This window comes from Rhodoferax sp. XS2R6 (assembly GCF_056521365.1).
Genome location: NZ_JBWMAY010000001.1, coordinates 659,650 through 677,725, shown reverse-complemented (window position 1 = coordinate 677,725; position 18,076 = coordinate 659,650). Strand labels below are relative to the sequence as shown.

The 18,076-nt window shown below is 64.0% G+C and carries 15 protein-coding genes; 13 read left to right on the top strand and 2 right to left on the bottom strand.

What is annotated here, in order from left to right:
• The first annotated feature begins 139 nt into the window (after window positions 1–139).
• From AC097A_RS03195 to AC097A_RS03135, 13 genes are all read left to right on the top strand, one after another.
• Complete coding sequence (locus AC097A_RS03195) at window positions 140–1,408, top strand: MFS transporter (RefSeq protein ID WP_479619725.1); 1,269 nt, start codon at window positions 140–142, stop codon at window positions 1,406–1,408.
• A gap of 10 nt (window positions 1,409–1,418) precedes the next feature.
• Complete coding sequence (locus tag AC097A_RS03190; protein WP_479619724.1) at window positions 1,419–3,047, top strand: MFS transporter; 1,629 nt, start codon at window positions 1,419–1,421, stop codon at window positions 3,045–3,047.
• Window positions 3,048–3,144: 97 nt separating this feature from the next.
• Window positions 3,145–6,951 carry a nitrate reductase subunit alpha gene (locus AC097A_RS03185; protein ID WP_479619723.1) on the top strand — a complete coding sequence of 1,269 codons (3,807 nt, stop codon included), beginning with the start codon at window positions 3,145–3,147 and terminating at the stop codon, window positions 6,949–6,951.
• Between the two features lie 22 nt (window positions 6,952–6,973).
• The gene (gene narH / locus AC097A_RS03180; protein WP_315473490.1) at window positions 6,974–8,506 is read left to right on the top strand and encodes a nitrate reductase subunit beta; all 1,533 of its coding nucleotides are present in this window, start codon (window positions 6,974–6,976) and stop codon (window positions 8,504–8,506) included.
• A 15-nt stretch (window positions 8,507–8,521) separates the two neighbouring features.
• Window positions 8,522–9,199, top strand: a complete 678-nt coding sequence (narJ, locus tag AC097A_RS03175) for a nitrate reductase molybdenum cofactor assembly chaperone (RefSeq protein ID WP_479619722.1) — start codon at window positions 8,522–8,524, stop codon at window positions 9,197–9,199.
• Window positions 9,196–9,927: a respiratory nitrate reductase subunit gamma gene (gene narI / locus AC097A_RS03170; RefSeq protein ID WP_479619721.1), complete on the top strand. Its 732-nt coding sequence runs from the start codon at window positions 9,196–9,198 to the stop codon at window positions 9,925–9,927. The genes narJ and narI overlap by 4 nt, the downstream gene beginning before the upstream one ends.
• A 13-nt stretch (window positions 9,928–9,940) precedes the next feature.
• Window positions 9,941–10,786: a peptidylprolyl isomerase gene (locus AC097A_RS03165; protein WP_479619720.1), complete on the top strand. Its 846-nt coding sequence runs from the start codon at window positions 9,941–9,943 to the stop codon at window positions 10,784–10,786.
• A complete protein-coding gene (locus AC097A_RS03160; RefSeq protein WP_315473486.1) occupies window positions 10,783–11,493 on the top strand; it encodes a carbonic anhydrase in 711 nt (236 codons plus the stop codon). The genes AC097A_RS03165 and AC097A_RS03160 overlap by 4 nt, the downstream gene beginning before the upstream one ends.
• A complete protein-coding gene (locus tag AC097A_RS03155) occupies window positions 11,441–11,899 on the top strand; it encodes a putative zinc-binding protein (protein ID WP_479619719.1) in 459 nt (152 codons plus the stop codon). The genes AC097A_RS03160 and AC097A_RS03155 overlap by 53 nt, the downstream gene beginning before the upstream one ends.
• On the top strand, window positions 11,896–14,337 hold the full coding sequence (locus AC097A_RS03150) for an adenosylcobalamin-dependent ribonucleoside-diphosphate reductase (RefSeq protein WP_479619718.1): 2,442 nt from the start codon (window positions 11,896–11,898) through the stop codon (window positions 14,335–14,337). The genes AC097A_RS03155 and AC097A_RS03150 overlap by 4 nt, the downstream gene beginning before the upstream one ends.
• Window positions 14,334–15,593, top strand: a complete 1,260-nt coding sequence (locus AC097A_RS03145; RefSeq protein ID WP_479619717.1) for an NnrS family protein — start codon at window positions 14,334–14,336, stop codon at window positions 15,591–15,593. Before AC097A_RS03150 ends, AC097A_RS03145 begins: the two co-directional genes overlap by 4 nt.
• A 24-nt stretch (window positions 15,594–15,617) precedes the next feature.
• The gene (locus tag AC097A_RS03140) at window positions 15,618–16,034 is read left to right on the top strand and encodes a ribonucleotide reductase subunit alpha (RefSeq protein WP_479619716.1); all 417 of its coding nucleotides are present in this window, start codon (window positions 15,618–15,620) and stop codon (window positions 16,032–16,034) included.
• Between the two features lie 75 nt (window positions 16,035–16,109).
• The gene (locus AC097A_RS03135) at window positions 16,110–16,601 is read left to right on the top strand and encodes a cupin domain-containing protein (RefSeq protein ID WP_479619715.1); all 492 of its coding nucleotides are present in this window, start codon (window positions 16,110–16,112) and stop codon (window positions 16,599–16,601) included.
• Between the two features lie 19 nt (window positions 16,602–16,620).
• On the opposite strand, the gene moaC is transcribed toward AC097A_RS03135, so the two are convergent.
• Entirely contained in the window at window positions 16,621–17,133 is a 513-nt protein-coding gene (gene moaC, locus AC097A_RS03130; RefSeq protein ID WP_479619714.1) for a cyclic pyranopterin monophosphate synthase MoaC, read from the bottom strand.
• A gap of 22 nt (window positions 17,134–17,155) precedes the next feature.
• Window positions 17,156–18,049: a MaoC family dehydratase gene (locus tag AC097A_RS03125; RefSeq protein ID WP_479619713.1), complete on the bottom strand. Its 894-nt coding sequence runs from the start codon at window positions 18,047–18,049 to the stop codon at window positions 17,156–17,158.
• Window positions 18,050–18,076 lie beyond the last annotated feature (27 nt).

The following is an 18,076-nucleotide window of genomic DNA, read 5'->3' as shown; positions in this document are numbered from 1 at the left end:
GATAACACGCCCACTACGCCTTTGGAACTAGGCCCGCCCCGGCGGGCCTAGTTCTTTTGCAGGGTGCCACTCGTCCCAATGGGGGATGGGCAGCAGGCCCCCAAAACGCGACAGTCATTCCATCCCTAGGAGATGGAATATGGCCTCTGATTTAAGCAACGCACGCAAAGCCTGGTCGGTGCTCATCGTCAGCACGCTGGCGTTCACCGTGTGCTTCATGGTCTGGATGATGTTTGGCGTGATCGGCATCCCGATCAAAAAGATGCTGAACCTCAACGCCACTGAGTTCGGCCTGCTCACCGCCACACCGGTGCTCACCGGTTCGCTGATCCGTGTGCCCCTGGGCATCTGGACCGACCGCTTTGGCGGCCGCATCGTCATGGCGGTGCTGATGGCCATCACCGTGCCCGCCATCTGGATGATGGCCTATGCCACCGCGTACTGGCACTTCATTACCATCGGCCTGTTTGTGGGCCTGGCCGGCGGCTCGTTCTCGGTGGGCACCCCGTACGTGGCGCGCTGGTTCCCCAAAGCCAAGCAGGGCACGGCCATGGGCATTTATGGCGCGGGTAACTCTGGCTCGGCGGTCAACAAGTTTGTCGCACCGGTGATTCTGGTGGCCTTTGGCTGGAGCATGGTGCCGCAGGTGTATGCGGCCATCATGCTGGGCACGCTGGTGCTGTTCTGGATGTTCAGCCACAGCGACCCGGCCCACCTGGTGCCCAACAACGTCAGCTTCAAGGACCAGCTCAAAGCACTGAAGGACCCCAAGGTCATCAAGTACTGCCAGTACTACAGCATCGTGTTTGGCGGTTATGTGGCACTCGCCCTGTGGATGGTGCAGTACTACGTGGGGGAGTTCGGTCTGGACATTCGGGTCGCGGCGCTGTTGGCGGCTTGCTTCTCGCTGCCGGGTGGTGTGCTGCGCGCCTTCGGTGGCATGTTGTCCGACAAATACGGCGCCCACAGCGTGACTTGGTGGGTGTTGTGGGTGAGCTGGATTTGCCTGTTCCTGCTGTCCTACCCGCAGACCGATTTCACCGTGATGACGGTGAATGGCCCCGCCACTTTCCACATCGGTCTCAACGTCTATGTATTCACTGGCCTGATGTTCATCCTGGGCATTGCCTGGGCCTTCGGCAAGGCCAGCGTCTTCAAGTACATCAGCGACGACTACAGCCACAACATCGGTGCCATCAGCGGAATCGTCGGCCTGGCCGGTGGTCTGGGCGGCTTTGTGTTGCCCATCCTGTTTGGGGTGCTGATGGACCTGACCGGCATTCGCTCCAGCGCCTTTATGTTGATGTACGGCGTAGTCTGGGTCTCGCTCATCTGGATGTACTGGACCGAGGTGCGCAAGGCCGAAGTCATGGGCCACAACGCCAAGAACTTTTCCCTCCAGAACTAGGACTCTGCATATGACTACCAACAGTCCATCCCGCGCGGACATTGCCCACTGGCAACCGGAAGACGAGCGCTTCTGGGAAAGCACGGGCAAAAAGATCGCGTATCGCAACCTGTGGATATCCATTCCGGCCCTGCTGTGCGGCTTTGCCGTGTGGGGTATGTGGGGCATCATCACCGTGCAGATGCTCAACCTGGGCTTCCCCTTCACCCAGGCCGAGTTGTTCACGCTGACCGCCATTGCCGGCATCTCGGGTGCCACCATGCGCATCCCCGCGTCCTTCCTGATCCGTATGGCGGGCGGGCGCAACACCATCTTCTTGACCACCGCCATGCTGCTGGCCCCGGCCATTGGCACCGGTGTGGCGCTGCAGCACCCCGAGTGGCCGCTGTGGGTGTTCCAGCTCATGGCGCTGTGGTCGGGCGTGGGCGGCGGCAACTTTGCCAGCTCCATGTCCAACATCAGCACCTTCTTCCCCAAGCGCCTGCAGGGCACGGCCCTGGGCCTGAACGCAGGGCTGGGCAACTTCGGGGTGACGACCATGCAGATCGTCATCCCGCTGGTGATGACCGTTGGCATCTTTGGCGCCTTCGGTGGTGAAGCCAAGGCGCTGGTGAAAGACAGCGGCTGGATCTTCGGCAAGATTGCCGCGGGTACCCCCACCTACATCCAGAACGCCGGCTTTGCCTGGGTGTTGTCGCTCATTCCCTTGTCCGTCCTCTGCTGGTGGGGCATGAGCAACCTCAAGACGGTATCGCCCGCTACCGGCAACCCGGTCGTTGCGTTTGCCAAGATCACCTACCTGTACTCGCTGGCCTTCATCCCGTCCATCGGCATGTTGTACCTGTACCTGCCGGCCCCCACCGGCCTGGGCCTGTTGAACATGTGGGTGGCCATCCCCTTGGACATCGTGGCAGCCTTGGTGGTAATGCGCCTGGCCGCTTTTGGTGCCATGAAGGAGAACGTGCAAAAGCAGTTCGCCATCTTTAGCAACAAACACACCTGGAGCATGACCGCGCTGTACGTGGTCACCTTCGGCAGCTTCATTGGCTTCTCCATGGCGCTGCCGCTGGCCATCACCGTGATCTTCGGTTTTCAGCACATCCCCGATGCCGCAGGCGTGTTGCAGCACACGCTCAAAAACCCCAACGCACCCTCGGCCCTGACCTACGCCTGGATCGGTCCCTTTGTGGGCGCCGCGGTGCGCCCCGTGGGCGGCTGGATCTCGGACAAGGTGGGTGGCTCCATCGTCACGCAAATCATCTCCGCCATCATGGTGCTGGCCTCGGCTGCGGTGGGTTACGTGATGTTGCAGGCCTACCAGTCGCCCACGCCCGAGCAGCACTTCATGGCCTTCATGGGCCTGTTCATCGTGCTGTTTGCCGCCAGCGGCATTGGCAATGGCTCCACCTTCCGCAGCGTGGGTTTCATCTTTGACCGCCAGCAGGCTGGCCCTGTGTTGGGTTGGACCTCCGCGGTGGCGGCCTACGGCGCCTTCATCGCCCCGGTGCTGATTGGCCAGCAGATCAAGGCCGGCACACCGCAGTACGCGTTTTACGGATTTGCCGTGTTCTACGCCGTGTGCCTGGTGTTGAACTGGTGGTTCTACCTGCGCAAGGGCGCCGAGATTCAGAATCCCTGAGACATTCAAAGTGCTACCAAATGTATAGCTGCTTGCGCATATTTCACCTGGGCTATGGCCCGATTTCATTCAAAAAATCGACTGCAGAGGTATCCCTATGAGCCATTTTCTGGACCGCCTGAGCCACTTCTCGGCTCCCAAAGAGGAATTTGCCGATGGCCATGGTGTGGCCACCGGCGAGGACCGCACCTGGGAAGACGCCTACCGCGACCGCTGGGCCCACGACAAAATCGTGCGCAGCACCCACGGCGTGAACTGCACCGGCTCCTGCTCGTGGAAGATTTACGTCAAGGGCGGCATCGTCACCTGGGAAACCCAGCAGACCGACTACCCCCGCACCCGGCCCGACCTGCCCAACCACGAACCGCGTGGCTGCGCCCGCGGCGCCAGCTACAGCTGGTACCTGTACAGCGCCAACCGCGTGAAGTACCCCATGATCCGCGCCCGCCTGCTCAAACACTGGCGTGCGGCCCTGCTGGTGGCCAAGAGCCCGGTAGACGCGTGGGCCAGCATCGTGGAGAACCCCGAAGCGCGCCTGGAGTGGCAAAAGCAGCGTGGCCTGGGTGGCTTTGTGCGCAGCACCTGGGAAGAGATCAACCAGTTGGTCGCCAGCGCCAACGTCTACACCGCCAAGAAATACGGCCCGGACCGCATCATCGGTTTCTCGCCCATTCCGGCCATGAGCATGGTGAGCTACGCCGCGGGCAGCCGCTACCTCAGCCTTATCGGTGGTGTGTGCATGAGCTTTTACGACTGGTACTGCGACCTGCCACCGGCCAGCCCGCAGGTCTGGGGCGAGCAAACCGACGTACCCGAGAGTGCCGATTGGTACAACAGCACCTTCATCATTGCCTGGGGCTCCAACGTGCCCCAGACCCGTACGCCCGATGCCCACTTCTTCACCGAGGTGCGCTACAAGGGCGCCAAGACGGTAGCCATCACCCCCGACTACGCCGAGATCAGCAAACTCGCCGACCTGTGGATGCACCCCAAGCAGGGGACGGATGCCGCCGTGGCCATGGCCATGGGCCACGTCATCCTCAAAGAGTTTTACTTTGACAAACGCAGCGCCTACTTTGACAACTACGTGCGCCGCTACACCGACATGCCCAATCTGGTGCAACTGGAGGAGCGCACGCTGCCCGATGGCCGCAAAGTCATGGTGCCCGGCCGCTACCTGCGCGCCAGCGACTTCAACGGCAAGCTCGGCCAGGACAACAACCCCGAGTGGAAGACCGTGGCGCTGGACCAGAACGACAAGATGGTGTTGCCCAACGGCTCCATCGGTTTCCGCTGGGGCGCGGCCGAGCGTGAGGATTTGGGCAAGTGGAACCTCGAGAACAAAGAGGCCCGGGGAGACACCGAGGTCACGCTCAAGCTCAGCCTGATGGAGGCCGGCGCGAATGGTGCCGCTGCCGACTACGAGGTGGGCGAGGTGGGCTTCCCGTACTTTGGCGGCATAGACACCCCCAACTTCGACGCCAACAAACAAAGCGCCGCCGTGGGCGATGTGCTGGTGCGCAAGGTACCGGTACGCCGCGTCAAGCTGGGCAAGGCCGGTGAAGAACGGTACGCGTTAGTCGCTACTGTGTTTGACCTGACCGTGGCTAACTATGGCGTGGCCCGTGGCATCGCTGGTGAGAACGCGGCCACCAGTTATGACGACGACACCCCTTACACCCCCGCCTGGCAGGAAAAGATCACCGGCGTGAAGCGCGATCAGGTGATCGCCGTGGCGCGCCAGTTTGCCGACAACGCCGACAAGACCCAGGGCAAGAGCATGGTCATCATCGGTGCGGCCATGAACCACTGGTACCACAGTGACATGAACTACCGCGGCATCATCAACATGCTGATGATGTGTGGCTGCATCGGCAAAAGTGGCGGCGGTTGGGCGCACTACGTGGGCCAGGAAAAGCTGCGCCCCCAGACCGGCTGGACTGCCCTGGCCTTTGCGCTGGACTGGGTGCGCCCACCACGCCAGATGAACAGCACCAGCTTCTTCTACGCCCACACCGACCAGTGGCGCTACGAGAAGCTGGGCGTGGACGAAATCTTGTCGCCCCTGGCCGACAAGGCCAAGTTTGGCGGCAGCCTGATTGACTACAACGTGCGCGCCGAACGCATGGGCTGGTTGCCCAGTGCGCCGCAGTTGCAGACCAACCCCATGCAAGTAGTGAAAGACGCGCAGGCCAAAGGGCTGGACCCCAAGAACCATGTGGTGCAGTCGCTGAAGGACGGAAGCCTGAAACTGAGCTGTGAAGACCCGGACAACCCGCTCAACTGGCCGCGCAATATGTTTGTGTGGCGCTCCAACATTCTGGGCTCCAGCGGCAAGGGGCATGAGTACTTTTTGAAGCACCTGCTGGGCACCACCCACGGTGTGCAGGGCAAAGACCTGGGTGCCGAAGAAGCCAAACCTACCGAAGTGGTGTGGCACGACAAGGCCCCCGAAGGCAAGCTGGACCTGCTGGTCACGCTGGACTTCCGCATGAGCACCACCTGCCTGTACTCCGACATCGTGTTGCCCACCGCCACCTGGTACGAGAAAAACGACCTCAACACCAGCGACATGCACCCCTTCATCCACCCTTTGAGCACTGCGGTGGACCCGGCCTGGCAGAGCCGGAGCGACTGGGATATTTACAAAGGCTTTGCCAAGGCCTTTAGCGAGGTGTGCGTGGGCCACCTCGGTGTGGAAAAAGAAGTGATGCTGACCCCGCTAATGCACGACACGCCCGCCGAACTGGCCCAGCCCTTTGGCGTGGCCGAGTGGAGCAAGGGCGAGTGCGAGCTGATTCCTGGCAAGACGGCTCCCAGCATCCAGGTGGTGGAGCGCGACTACCCCAACACCTATGCCCGCTTTACCGCCCTGGGCCCTTTGCTGGACAAAGTGGGCAACGGCGGCAAGGGGATTGGCTGGAACACCCAGACCGAAGTGGCACAACTCAAGGAGCTCAACGGCAAGGTGCACACCGCGGGCGTGACCCAAGGCATGGCCAAAATCGAAACCGATATTGATGCTTGCGAAGTAGTGCTGCAGCTGGCCCCCGAGACCAATGGCCATGTGGCCGTGAAGGCCTGGGAGGCGCTGGGCAAACAAACGGGTCGCGACCACACCCACCTGGCCATCCACCGCGAGGACGAGAAGATCCGCTTCCGCGACATCCAGGCCCAGCCACGCAAGATCATCAGCTCACCCACCTGGAGCGGCATTGAGAGCGAGACCGTGTCCTACAACGCGGGCTATACCAATGTGCATGAACTGATCCCATGGCGCACGCTCACCGGCCGCCAGCAGTTCTACCTGGACCACCCCTGGATGATCGCATTTGGCGAAGGGCTGACCAGCTACCGCCCACCCGTGGACCTGAAGACCGTGGGCGACATCATGGGCCGCAAGCCCAATGGCAACACCGAAATTTCGCTCAACTTCATCACGCCACACCAGAAGTGGGGGATTCACTCCACCTACACCGACAACCTGATGATGCTCACGCTCAACCGCGGCGGCCCGGTCATCTGGCTCAGCGAAGACGACGCCAAGAGCGCCGGCATTGTGGACAACGACTGGGTCGAGCTGTTCAACACCAACGGTGCCATTGCAGCCCGTGCGGTGGTGAGCCAGCGCGTGAAAGTGGGCATGGTGATGATGTACCACGCCCAGGAAAAAATCATCAACACTCCCGGCGCCGAAATCACCGGCACCCGCGGCGGCATCCATAACTCGGTGACCCGCATCGTGACCAAGCCCACCCACATGATCGGCGGCTACGCGCAGTTCAGCTACGGCTTCAACTACTACGGAACCATCGGTACCAACCGCGATGAGTTTGTGGTGGTGCGCAAGATGCGCAAGATCGACTGGCTGGACGGTGAAGGCACCGATACGGTTCAGAAATAACGCGCACCCAAGGAGAAACACAATGAAAGTACGCGCACAAATCGGCATGGTGCTGAACCTGGACAAGTGCATCGGGTGCCACACCTGCTCGGTCACTTGCAAAAACGTCTGGACCAGCCGCCCCGGTGTGGAATACGCTTGGTTCAACAACGTGGAAACCAAGCCCGGCATTGGCTACCCCAAGGACTGGGAAAACCAGGACCGTTGGAACGGCGGCTGGGTTCGCAAGGCGGATGGCTCCATTGAGCCCAAGCAGGGCGGCAAGTGGAAGTTGCTCATGCGCATCTTCGCCAACCCCAACATGCCGCAGATTGACGATTACTACGAGCCCTTCACCTTCGACTACGACCACCTGCAGACGGCCAAGGAAACCAAGGCCGCACCCACCGCACGGCCACGCTCGCTGATCACCGGCAAGCGCATGGAGAAGATCGAGTGGGGGCCCAATTGGGAGGAAATTCTGGGTGGCGAATTCAGCAAGCGCAGCCAGGACGCCAACCTTGCCAACTTCGACCAGATCCAGAAGGACATGGTGGGCCAGTTCGAGAACACCTTCATGATGTACCTGCCCCGGCTGTGTGAGCATTGCCTCAACCCGGCGTGTGTGGCCAGCTGCCCCAGCGGCTCCATCTACAAGCGCGAGGACGACGGCATCGTGCTGATCGACCAGGACAAGTGCCGCGGCTGGCGCATGTGTGTGTCGGGTTGCCCCTACAAGAAGATTTACTACAACTGGCAAAGCGGCAAGGCCGAGAAGTGCATCTTCTGCTACCCCCGCATTGAAGCCGGCCAACCCACTGTGTGCTCTGAAACTTGCGTGGGCCGCATCCGCTACCTGGGTGTGGTGCTGTACGACGCCGACCGCATTGCCGAGGCCGCCAGTGTGGAGAACGAGAAGGACCTGTACCAAGCCCAGCTCGACATCTTCCTCAACCCCAACGACCCCGAGGTGATCAAGCAAGCCCGCCTGGACGGCATTCCCGAGGCGTGGCTGGAAGGCGCGCGCAAGAGCCCTGTTTACAAGATGGCGGTGGAGTGGAAGGTGGCTTTGCCCCTGCACCCCGAGTACCGCACGCTGCCCATGGTGTGGTACGTGCCACCGCTCTCGCCCATCACCTCTGCAGCCAATGCCGGCCACATCGGCCCCAATGGCGAGCTGCCCGACATTGCCCAGATGCGCATCCCCGTGCAGTACCTGGCCAACCTGCTCACCGCCGGTGACTGCGGCCCCGTGGTGCGGGCGCTGGAGCGCATGCTGGCTATGCGTGCCTACCAGCGCAGCAAGCATGTGGACCAGACCGAAAACCTGGCCGTGCTGCAGCAAGCCGGCCTGACCGTGGCCGAGGTGGAGGAGATGTACCAAATCATGGCGATTGCCAACTACGAAGACCGCTTCGTCATCCCCAGCAGCCACCGCGAGTACGCCGAAAACGCGTTTGACCTGCGCGGCGGCTGCGGCTTCTCGTTTGGCAATGGTTGCTCGGACGGCGCCACCGAGACCAGCCTGTTTGGTGGTAGCAAGGCGCGCACCATCCCCATCAAGTCCATGCTCTGATCCAGGAGAATCTTCATGAAAGACAACCGCTATTCCCTGCGTGCCCTGGCCTTGCTGTTGGGCTACCCCGACGCTGCGCTGCGTGCCCAATTGCCCGCCCTGATGGACGTGCTGGACCAGGAGGGCACTGTGCCCGCCGAGCGCCGTGCCGAGCTGCGCAGTCTGGCCGCCGATCTGAGCCGCCGCGACCCACTGGACGTGGAAGCCCAGTATGTGGAAACCTTTGACCGGGGCCGCGCCACCTCGCTGCACCTGTTCGAGCATGTGCATGGCGACTCGCGCGACCGCGGCCCTGCCATGGTGGATTTGGCGCAGACCTACGACAAGGCTGGCTTGTACCTGGCGCCCGAAGAGTTGCCTGATCACCTGTGTGTGGTGCTGGAGTTTGCATCCACCCAGCCGCCGCAAGTGGCCCAAGACTTTTTGGGCGAAATGGCCCACATCCTCACCTCTATCTTCAGCGCCTTGCTCAAGCGCGGAAGCCCCTACGCCGCTGCAGTGGCCGCCGTGCTGGAGCTGGCAGGTCAGCGCGTGCAGGCTGTGCCCTTTGCGGCCGATGAGCCGCTGGATGAGAGCTGGTCTGAGCCCCAAGCTTTCGATGGTTGCAGTACCAAAGGCCAGGCTCGCCCGGGCGAGGCTCAGCCTATTCACATTGTGCGCAAGGCCCCGGCCGCGCAAGGAGTCTCTGTATGAACTACCTCGACAGCTTTCTCTTCGGCATCTACCCCTACATTTGTTTGAGCGTCTTCCTGCTGGGCAGCCTGCTGCGCTTTGACCGCGACCAGTACACCTGGAAAAGCGACTCTTCGCAGTTGTTGCGCGCCGGCCAGCTGCGCTGGGGCAGCAACCTGTTCCATGTGGGCGTGTTGTTTCTGTTCTTCGGCCACAGCTTTGGCATGTTGACGCCGCACTTTTTGTACGAACCCTTCATCAGCGCCGGTGCCAAACAACTGGTGGCCATGGTCTCGGGCGGTGCGTTCGGCCTGCTGGGTTTCATCGGGGTCAGCCTCTTGCTGCACCGTCGACTGAGTGACGAGCGTATTCGGGCCAACTCCAAAACCAGCGACATCGTGTTGCTGGTGCTGCTGTGGCTGCAACTGGCCCTGGGCCTAGCCACCATTCCCTTGTCGGCCCAGCACCTGGACGGCAGCATGATGATGAAGCTGGCCGAATGGGCCCAGCGCATCATGACGCTGCGCGTCGGTGCTCCCGAGCTGCTGGCCGAGGCGGGTTGGATCTTCAAGGCCCACATGTTCCTCGGCATGTCCATCTTCCTGGTCTTCCCCTTCACCCGCCTGGTGCATGTGTGGAGCGGCTTTGGCACCGTGGCCTACCTGGTGCGCCCTTACCAGTTGGTGCGCAGCCGCCGCATTGGCATGACGCCGCGCGAGCCCATGAGTCGCAGCCATACCCACCGTTGAAAGGACACGCTCCATGAACGCCTCCACCTCCCATTCCGGCGGCTGCGGCAGCGGCAGCTGCCAGTGCGCTGCAGCAGCCTCCAATGCCGTGCCTTTGGCCAGCATCAATGGCATCAGCCTGCATGCACCCGGCGAGCAGCCCGATCCGTTGACCCTGCAGGAGCTGGCCTACACCGAGATGCTGCGCCAGCAGGCGGTCAAAGCCGGCCTGCTGCCACGCAGCAAGGGCCTGAGTGCACCGGTGTTGAACGACGCAGAGCGCCAAGTGCTGGAGGGCATGGTGGACGCCGCCGTCACCAGTCCACAGCCCACCGAAGAAGAATGCCAGCGCTACTACACGGCCAACAAGGCGCAGTTTGTGGTGGGGCAGGCCGTGCATGTGCGGCACATTCTGTTTGCGGTAACCCCCGGTGTGAACGTGCACGCCCTCACCGTGCGGGCTGAAAAGGCCTTGATTGAATTGCTGGGCAAGGACGTGGCGCCCGACCGCTTTGCCGCACTGGCGGCCGAGCTGTCCAACTGCCCCACCAGCACCCAGGGCGGTGACCTGGGCTGGCTGCAGCCCCACGACTGTGCCCCCGAGCTGGCCAACGAGTTGTTCCACCAGACCCAGCAGGGGCTGGGGCTGGGCGTGCACCCGCGGCTCATTCACACACGGTTTGGCTTTCACATCATCCAGGTGCTGGGCAGCCGCAAGGGCAAGCAGGCCCCGTATGAGGAGGTGCGGGAACGCATTGCCGCGCAGCTCACGCTGCAGTCGCGTGCCAAGGCCTTGCACCAGTACATGAGCCTGCTGGTGGGCGAGGCTCTGGTGGAAGGGGTGAGCCTGGAGCGGGCCGACTCCCCCCTGGTGCAATGAACGAAGCGACGACAGCCCCTGACGAGCTGCTGCTGCGGCTGCGTCGCTTCCATTCCAATTACTTTCCGTTGCACCAGCAGCGCTTCCAGGACCTGGTGGCAGACGGGCAGCACCCCAAGACCCTGTTCATCGGCTGTTCCGATTCGCGCCTGGTGCCCTACCTGCTGACCGGCGCAGGCCCAGGCGAGCTGTTCATTGTGCGCAATGTCGGTGCTTTTGTGCCGCCCTACGACGGTTCGCATGGCTTGCATGGCACGACTGCGGCCATCGAGTACGCCGTGCTGAACCTGCATGTGGAGCGCATCATCGTCTGCGGCCACAGCCACTGTGGCGCCATCCGCGCCGCCTACGACGGGGTCCCCGACGAAGCCCGGGCCCTGCAGGCTTGGCTCAAGCTCGCGCAAGAAGCTTTGCTACCCGTACAAAGCAGTCCCGAAGCCCTGCTGCGGACCGAGCAACGTTCGGTGGTGCTGCAGCTGGAGCGGCTGATGGACTACCCCATGGTGCGCCGCGAGGTGGAGGCCGGTCGGCTCACGCTGCATGGCTGGCACTACGTGATTGAAGACGGCGAGATCCATGTGTTTGACGCCCAACAGGCCGGCTTTGTGCCGGCCTCCACGGCCTCGAACAGCGGCACTGGGCCCTACCAGCCCTATGTGGAGTACGACGGCCAGGCCTTCACGGTGCCCGAGGAGGAACTGCCATGAGCGAAGCCGCCCGCCTGCGGGCCCAGCAACTCCGTTATGCCCAGCTCCCCCTCGTGTATGCCTGCTCGGGCTGCTCCAGTGCAGCCCAGTTGTCCAACCAGATGGCGCTGCGCCTGGACCATACGGCGCTGGCGTCAAGCCGCTGGCGCGCACCGCCCGGTCCGGTCGGCCCATCCTGGCGCTGGATGGCTGCCCGCTGCATTGCGTGCGCCACGCGCTGGCCCAGCAGGGTGTGCAGCCCACGGTGCATGTGGACCTGTCGGTCCACGGCGTGCGCAAAGATTTGCACCGCCTGCCCGGCAGCGCTGAGAGCGAGGCCGTATGGACCGCCGTGGTGCTGCCGGCCCTGCAACAGACCCTTGTGTCCGCATCTGCGGACCTGATTCCTAAGGAAGAAACGTTATGACCTCCCACGGCCTGAACGCCGACAAGCCCCAGCCCATCAGCCAGGATGTGTTGGCCGAGAAATACCTCAAAGCCGGCGAAACCTGTGCCGACGATGTGTACCGCCGCGTGGCGCGGGCCCTGGCCAGCGCAGAAGCGCCGGAGCAGCAGGCACATTACGAGGCGTTGTTTCTGGACAATCTGCGGGCCGGTGCCATTGGTGCAGGCCGCATCATGAGTGCGGCGGGCACCAGCATCCAGGCCACCCTGATCAACTGCTTTGTGCAGCCGGTGGGTGATTGCATCCAGGGGGCGGACGACGACGGCTACCCCGGCATTTACGAAGCCCTGCGCGAAGCGGCCGAGACCATGCGCCGCGGCGGCGGTGTGGGCTACGACTTCTCGCGCATCCGCCCGCGCGGGGCCGACGTCAAGGGCACGGCCTCGCTGGCTTCGGGCCCCTGCAGTTACATCAATGTGTTCGACCAGTCCTGCTCCACAGTAGAGAGTGCAGGCGCGCGGCGCGGTGCCCAAATGGGCGTGCTGCGCATCGACCACCCGGATGTGCTGGAGTTCATCACCGCCAAGCGCACACCCGGGCGATGGAACAACTTCAATGTCTCGGTGGGCGTGCCCGACGCCTTTATGCAGGCCCTGCAGGCCGATGCCCCTTGGCAGCTGGTGCACCGTGCCAAGCCTGGCGCGGCGCTGCTGGCGCAGGGCGCACATCAGCGTGCCGACGGGCGCTGGGTCTACACCACCGTACCGGCCCGCACCCTGTGGGACACGGTGATGCGCTCCACCTACGACTTTGCCGAGCCCGGCATCCTGTTTCTGGACCGCATGAACCAGGACAACAACCTGGCCTATTGCGAAACCATAGAAGCCACCAACCCCTGCGGCGAGCAGCCGCTGCCGGCCTACGGTTGTTGCGACCTGGGGCCTATCATCCTGCCGCGTTTTGTGCAGCACCCGTTGGGCGCGGGTGGTACGGCGGCGTTTGACATGGCGGCCTTTGCCCGTTCGGTGGCGCTGCAGGTGCGTGCGTTGGACAATGTGCTGGACGTGACGGTGTGGCCCCTGCCGCAACAGCAGGCTGAGGCCGCTGCCAAGCGCCGCATCGGTGTGGGCTTTACCGGGCTGGGCGACACGCTGACCCTGCTGGGCCTGCGCTACAACAGTGCCGAGGGCCGCGCCCTGGCCTTGCAGATTGCCACCTGCATGCGCGACAGTGCCTACGCGGCGTCCGTGGCACTGGCGCAGGAGAAGGGCGCCTTTCCCCGGTTTGACGCAGACGGCTACCTGGCGGAGGGCACCTTTGCCAGCCGCCTGCCCGCCAATCTGCAAGCCGATATCCGCACGCACGGCATTCGCAACAGCCATTTGCTCTCCATCGCCCCCACCGGCACGGTGAGCCTGGCCTTTGCCGACAACGCCTCCAACGGCATCGAGCCTGCGTTCTCCTGGACCTACACCCGCAAAAAGCGCGAGGCCGATGGCAGCACCAGCGAATACGCGGTGGAGGACCACGCCTGGCGCGTTTACCGCGCACAGGGCGGCGATGTAAACCAGTTGCCCGCCAGCTTTGTGTCTGCGCTGGAGATGGCTGCGCAAGACCACATTGCCATGATGGAGGCGGTGCAGCCGCTGGTGGACACGGCCATCTCCAAGACCGTGAACGTGCCCGCTGACTACCCCTATGAAGACTTCAAGGGCCTGTACCTGCAGGCCTGGCAGGCGCGGCTCAAGGGCCTGGCCACCTACCGCCCCAATGCCATCCTTGGCTCCGTGCTGCAGGTCACACCTGCTCCTGCAGCAGCGGTGCAGAATGCTCCTGATTTGATAGCTAATCGCGCAGATCCCATGAGGGCTGTGATCGAAAAACGCCCCAAAGGGGCTCTGGCCGCAGTGGCTGAGAAGGTGGAGTACTGGACGCAGGAGGGCCACAAAACCCTGTACCTGTTGGTGTCCTTTCTGCCGGTGCCCACGCCCGATGGCACCGGCATGGTGGAGCGCGCCATCGAGTTCTTTATGCCTCTGGGCCAGAGCGGCGAGTCGCAGCAGTGGATCACCTCCAGCATGCGCTTGCTGTCGCTGGCCGCACGCGGGGGCTTTCTGGAGCGGGCCCTGCGCGACATGCGCAAGGTGGCCTGGGACCGCGGCCCGGTGCGCCTGGGCCACTACACCAAGCAAGATGGTAGTCAGGTACCGCTGTGGCATGACTCCGAAGTGGCCGCCATTGCCTACGCACTGCAGCAAATCATTGCGCGCCGCCAAGCGCAGGCCGATGCACCGCAAACGGCGGACGCGGCCGACGACGACAGCCTGGGCCTGAGCACTCCGTCTGCCAGCCCGGTCATGGTGGGCAAGAAGTGTGGCGAATGCGGCGCCTATGCCGTCATCCGCAAGGACGGCTGCGACTACTGCACCCAGTGCGGCCATGTAGGGACCTGCGGATGAGCGCCGCACTGCCTTGGCGTCTTCGCCATCTGCTGCTGGCGCCGCACCGCTTGGGGTTTTTTCTAGCAATGGTGTTGCTGTGGTGCGCCGGCCTGTGGTGGGCCTTGGTGCAGTGGGACCGGCTCAGCGGCACGCTGGGCCTGGCCTATGTGCTCTCGCCCTCGCTGGTGCATGGCGCGGTCATGACGTTTGGCTTTATTCCGCTGTTCTTCTCCGGCTTTTTGTTCACGGCGGGCCCCAAGTGGCTGGGCGTGGCGCCGCCTGCGGCACCGCAGCTGCTGGCGCCCTTGCTGTTGCAGGCCAGCGGCTGGCTGCTGTGGCTGGCCGGTGCGCATTGGCACCTGGCGTTGGGGCTGAGCGGCTTGGCCTTGGCCTGTGCGGGGCTGCTGTGGATGAGTGCCCTGTTCTGGCGTCTGCTGGCGCGCAGCCCGGTGGTGGACACTCTGCACGCATTGGTGATTGCGCAGGCCTGCGGCGTGGGCTGTGCCAGCCTGTTAGGCCTGACCGCCAGCGTATGGGCCGGGGCCGATGCCGTGGCCCTGGCCTGTGTGCTCACCGGCTTGTGGGGCTTTGTGGTGGCGGTCTACGTGGTGGTGGCCCACCGCATGATTCCCTTTTTCACCTCCAGCGCCATGCCGCAGCTGGCCGCGTGGCGGCCGTTTTGGGCGCTGGGTCTGATGTTGTCGGTGGTAGCGCTGGAGGTCCTGGCTGCCTGGCTGGACCTGCTGCAGCCCGCGGGCACGGCCTGGGGCATGGTGTGGCAGCTGCTGCGCGGCACGCTGGAGCTGGCGGCCGGTGCCGTGCTGCTGTGGCTGGCTTGCATCTGGGGCCTGGTGCAGAGCCTGAAAAACCGCTTGCTGGCCATGCTGCACATCGGCTTTGTCTGGCTGGGCCTGGCCCTGCTATTGGGGGGCGCCAGCCAGTGGCTCAGCTGGGGCATGGGGACACCAGTGCTGCCGCTGGGTGCCTTGCATGCGCTCACCATGGGCTGCCTGGCCTCGCTCATGCTGGCCATGGTGACCCGCGTGTCTGCCGGCCACAGCGGCCGCGCGCTGGTGGCAGATGGCCGGGTGTGGGTGCTGTTTTTGCTGCTGCAGGCCGTCACGTTGCTGCGTGTGCTGGCCGCCTGGCCCAGCGGCTATGGTGCATGGCTGCTCTGGCTGGCGGCGTGCGCGTGGTTTGGCCTGATGGCGCTGTGGGGTGGCCCGTTGGCTAGCTGGTACGGACGGCTGCGCCCGGATGGGCGTGCCGGATAACTTTTCAAGCGAGGACGTGTTTCGATGATTTCTAACTTTGACGATTTGCTGCAGGCCGCCCGTGCCCAGGCCGTGCCGCAGTGCCTGCTGCTGGTGTTTGTCGGGGCCGAGCTGCCAGACGATGCCACGCCCGCGCAGCGCGCTCAGTTTGAGGCGGGGCTGGGCGGCGCCCTGGTGCCGCTGATGTGTGTGGACAAGCGGCCCGAGGAGTTGGCATCCTTTGCCGCGCTGTGTGCCGAAGCCGATGGCCAGCACAGCGGCTGGCGGGTGGTGCTGGCGGGCGCGTTGTCGGGTCCGCAGGGGCAGGCGCCCAGCGATGCCTCGGTGGACGAAGCGCTGGAGCGCTTGCTGGGATTGATCCAGGCCGGCCGCATGGACCAGGTGCTGGCCCAGACCCTGGCTTTCACGCGCGACGGGGTGGCGGTGCCCCTGCAGGCCTGAGTGCGGCGGGCAGGGCCGCACGGGGCAGGCTAAGCTTGGGCTCCCAACCTTTGTTGACTGTTCCAGGAGGCGCGCATGCCCGACCCGTCCCAGTTTCGCCTGCCCATTGCCGTAGTTGCCACCGAGGTGGCACCGCGCACCAAGCCGTCCAACTACCCCGAGCCCTTTGCCTCACGCATGGCCGGGCGCGAGAAGCGCCAATTGGGCGATATCTTTGGCCTGAGCAACTTTGGTGTGAACCTGGTGCGGCTGGCGCCGCACTCCGTGTCGTCCCTGCGCCATGCGCACACCAAGCAGGACGAATTCGTCTACATCCTGCAGGGCCACCCCACCTTGCAGACAGACGAGGGCGATACACCGCTGGCGCCCGGCATGTGTGCGGGCTTCAAGGCCGGTACGGGCAATGGCCATTGCCTGCAGAACCGCACGGCGGAAGAGGTGGTGTACCTGGAGGTGGGCGACCGCACGCCGGGCGATGAGGGCAGCTACCCAGACGACGACCTCAAGGCCCTCTTGGTCGCCACCGGCCAATGGCGCTTTGTGCACAAGGACGGCACGCCCTATTGAGGCGCAGGCCGTCTTTTCGTCAGGTGGTGGGGGCGGCTAGGTAGGTGCCCGACTTGCCGCCGTGCTTCTCCAGCAGCTTCACGTCCGTCATCACCATGCCTTTGTCCACGGCCTTGCACATGTCGTAGATGGTCAGCAGGGTGATTTGCACGGCGGTCAGGGCTTCCATTTCCACGCCGGTGCCGCCTGTGGTTTCGGCAATTGCCAGGCACTGCACGGCGGGGCTGCTGGTGGCGGTGGCGGGTACCACTTCAAACTCGATGGCCACGCGTGACAGCATGATGGGGTGGCACAGCGGGATCAGGTCGCTGGTGCGCTTGGCGGCCATGATGCCGGCCACACGCGCCACGCCCAGCACATCGCCTTTGGCGGCCTGGGCGTTCTGGATCAGGTCCAGCGTGCTCTGTTTCATCTGGATGCGGCCACCGGCCACGGCCTTGCGTGCGGTCAGCGGCTTGCCGCCAATGTTCACCATGTGGGCGTCGCCCTTGGTGTCGAAGTGGGTGAGGGCAGAGGGGTTGGTGTCGGTCATGGTCAATCCTGTCGTCTATGGCTTACAGCGGACGCAGCGCGCCGTCGATATGCGGCTCGCCGCTGGGCTGGACTCTTAATACAAAGCGGGTGGCGCCCGAGTCTTCGGTCGCGTCCTGTGCCGTATGTAAGGCCACTTTTCCCGGAATCAACAGCGGGCGTTTGAAGCGCAGGTCCAGCGCCACCGGCGCGTTGGCGGGCAGGTCGTTTTGCAGCAGCGCTAGGCAGCGTGCGGCGCTGAACATGCCGTGGGCGATGGCGCGCGGGTAGCCAAACAGGCGGGCGGTCAGCGCGCTCACGTGGATGGGGTTCCAGTCACCCGAAGGGCCGGCAAAGCGGCGCCCGGCGTTCCCAGCCACAGCCCACTGGGCGACGGGCGGGCCCCAGTCGGGTTCGCTGCCGTCGGCCACGGACTTTTTGCCGCTCTTGCTGCGTGCCAGGGGCGACAGAAAGGTGCTGGTCTCGCGCCAGGCGACCGTGCCACCGGTGCTCAGCGTGGTGTGGATGGCAAAGCACTGGCCGCGCTCGGTGGTATGGATGCCGTCCAGCGTGCAATGCATGTCCACGGCTTCGCCATTGGCGATGGGGCGCAGGCTCTCCAGCTGGTTGCTCCAGTGCACCAGGCCCAGCAGGCGCAGCGGAAAACGCGCGTGGCTGAGGATGGCCATGTGCAGTGGCATGGCCATGGCGTGCAGATACAGAAGGGGCAGGGTGCCGGTGTCGGGCAGCTCGCAGACCTGGCGGTACTGCGTCAGTCGGGTGGCATCGGCGCGGGCGCCTTGCCAGCGAGCGTCAAAACGGATGGCCTGCTGCGCTGGGGCTACCTGGGTCGGGCGGCCTGCAAAGAGGCTGCGCACCAAGGCCCCGCCGTTGCGGGGCGGGGCTTGGTACTGAAGGGAAATGGGTGCGTCGGACATGGCCGCCATTGTGCATGGCGACCATGT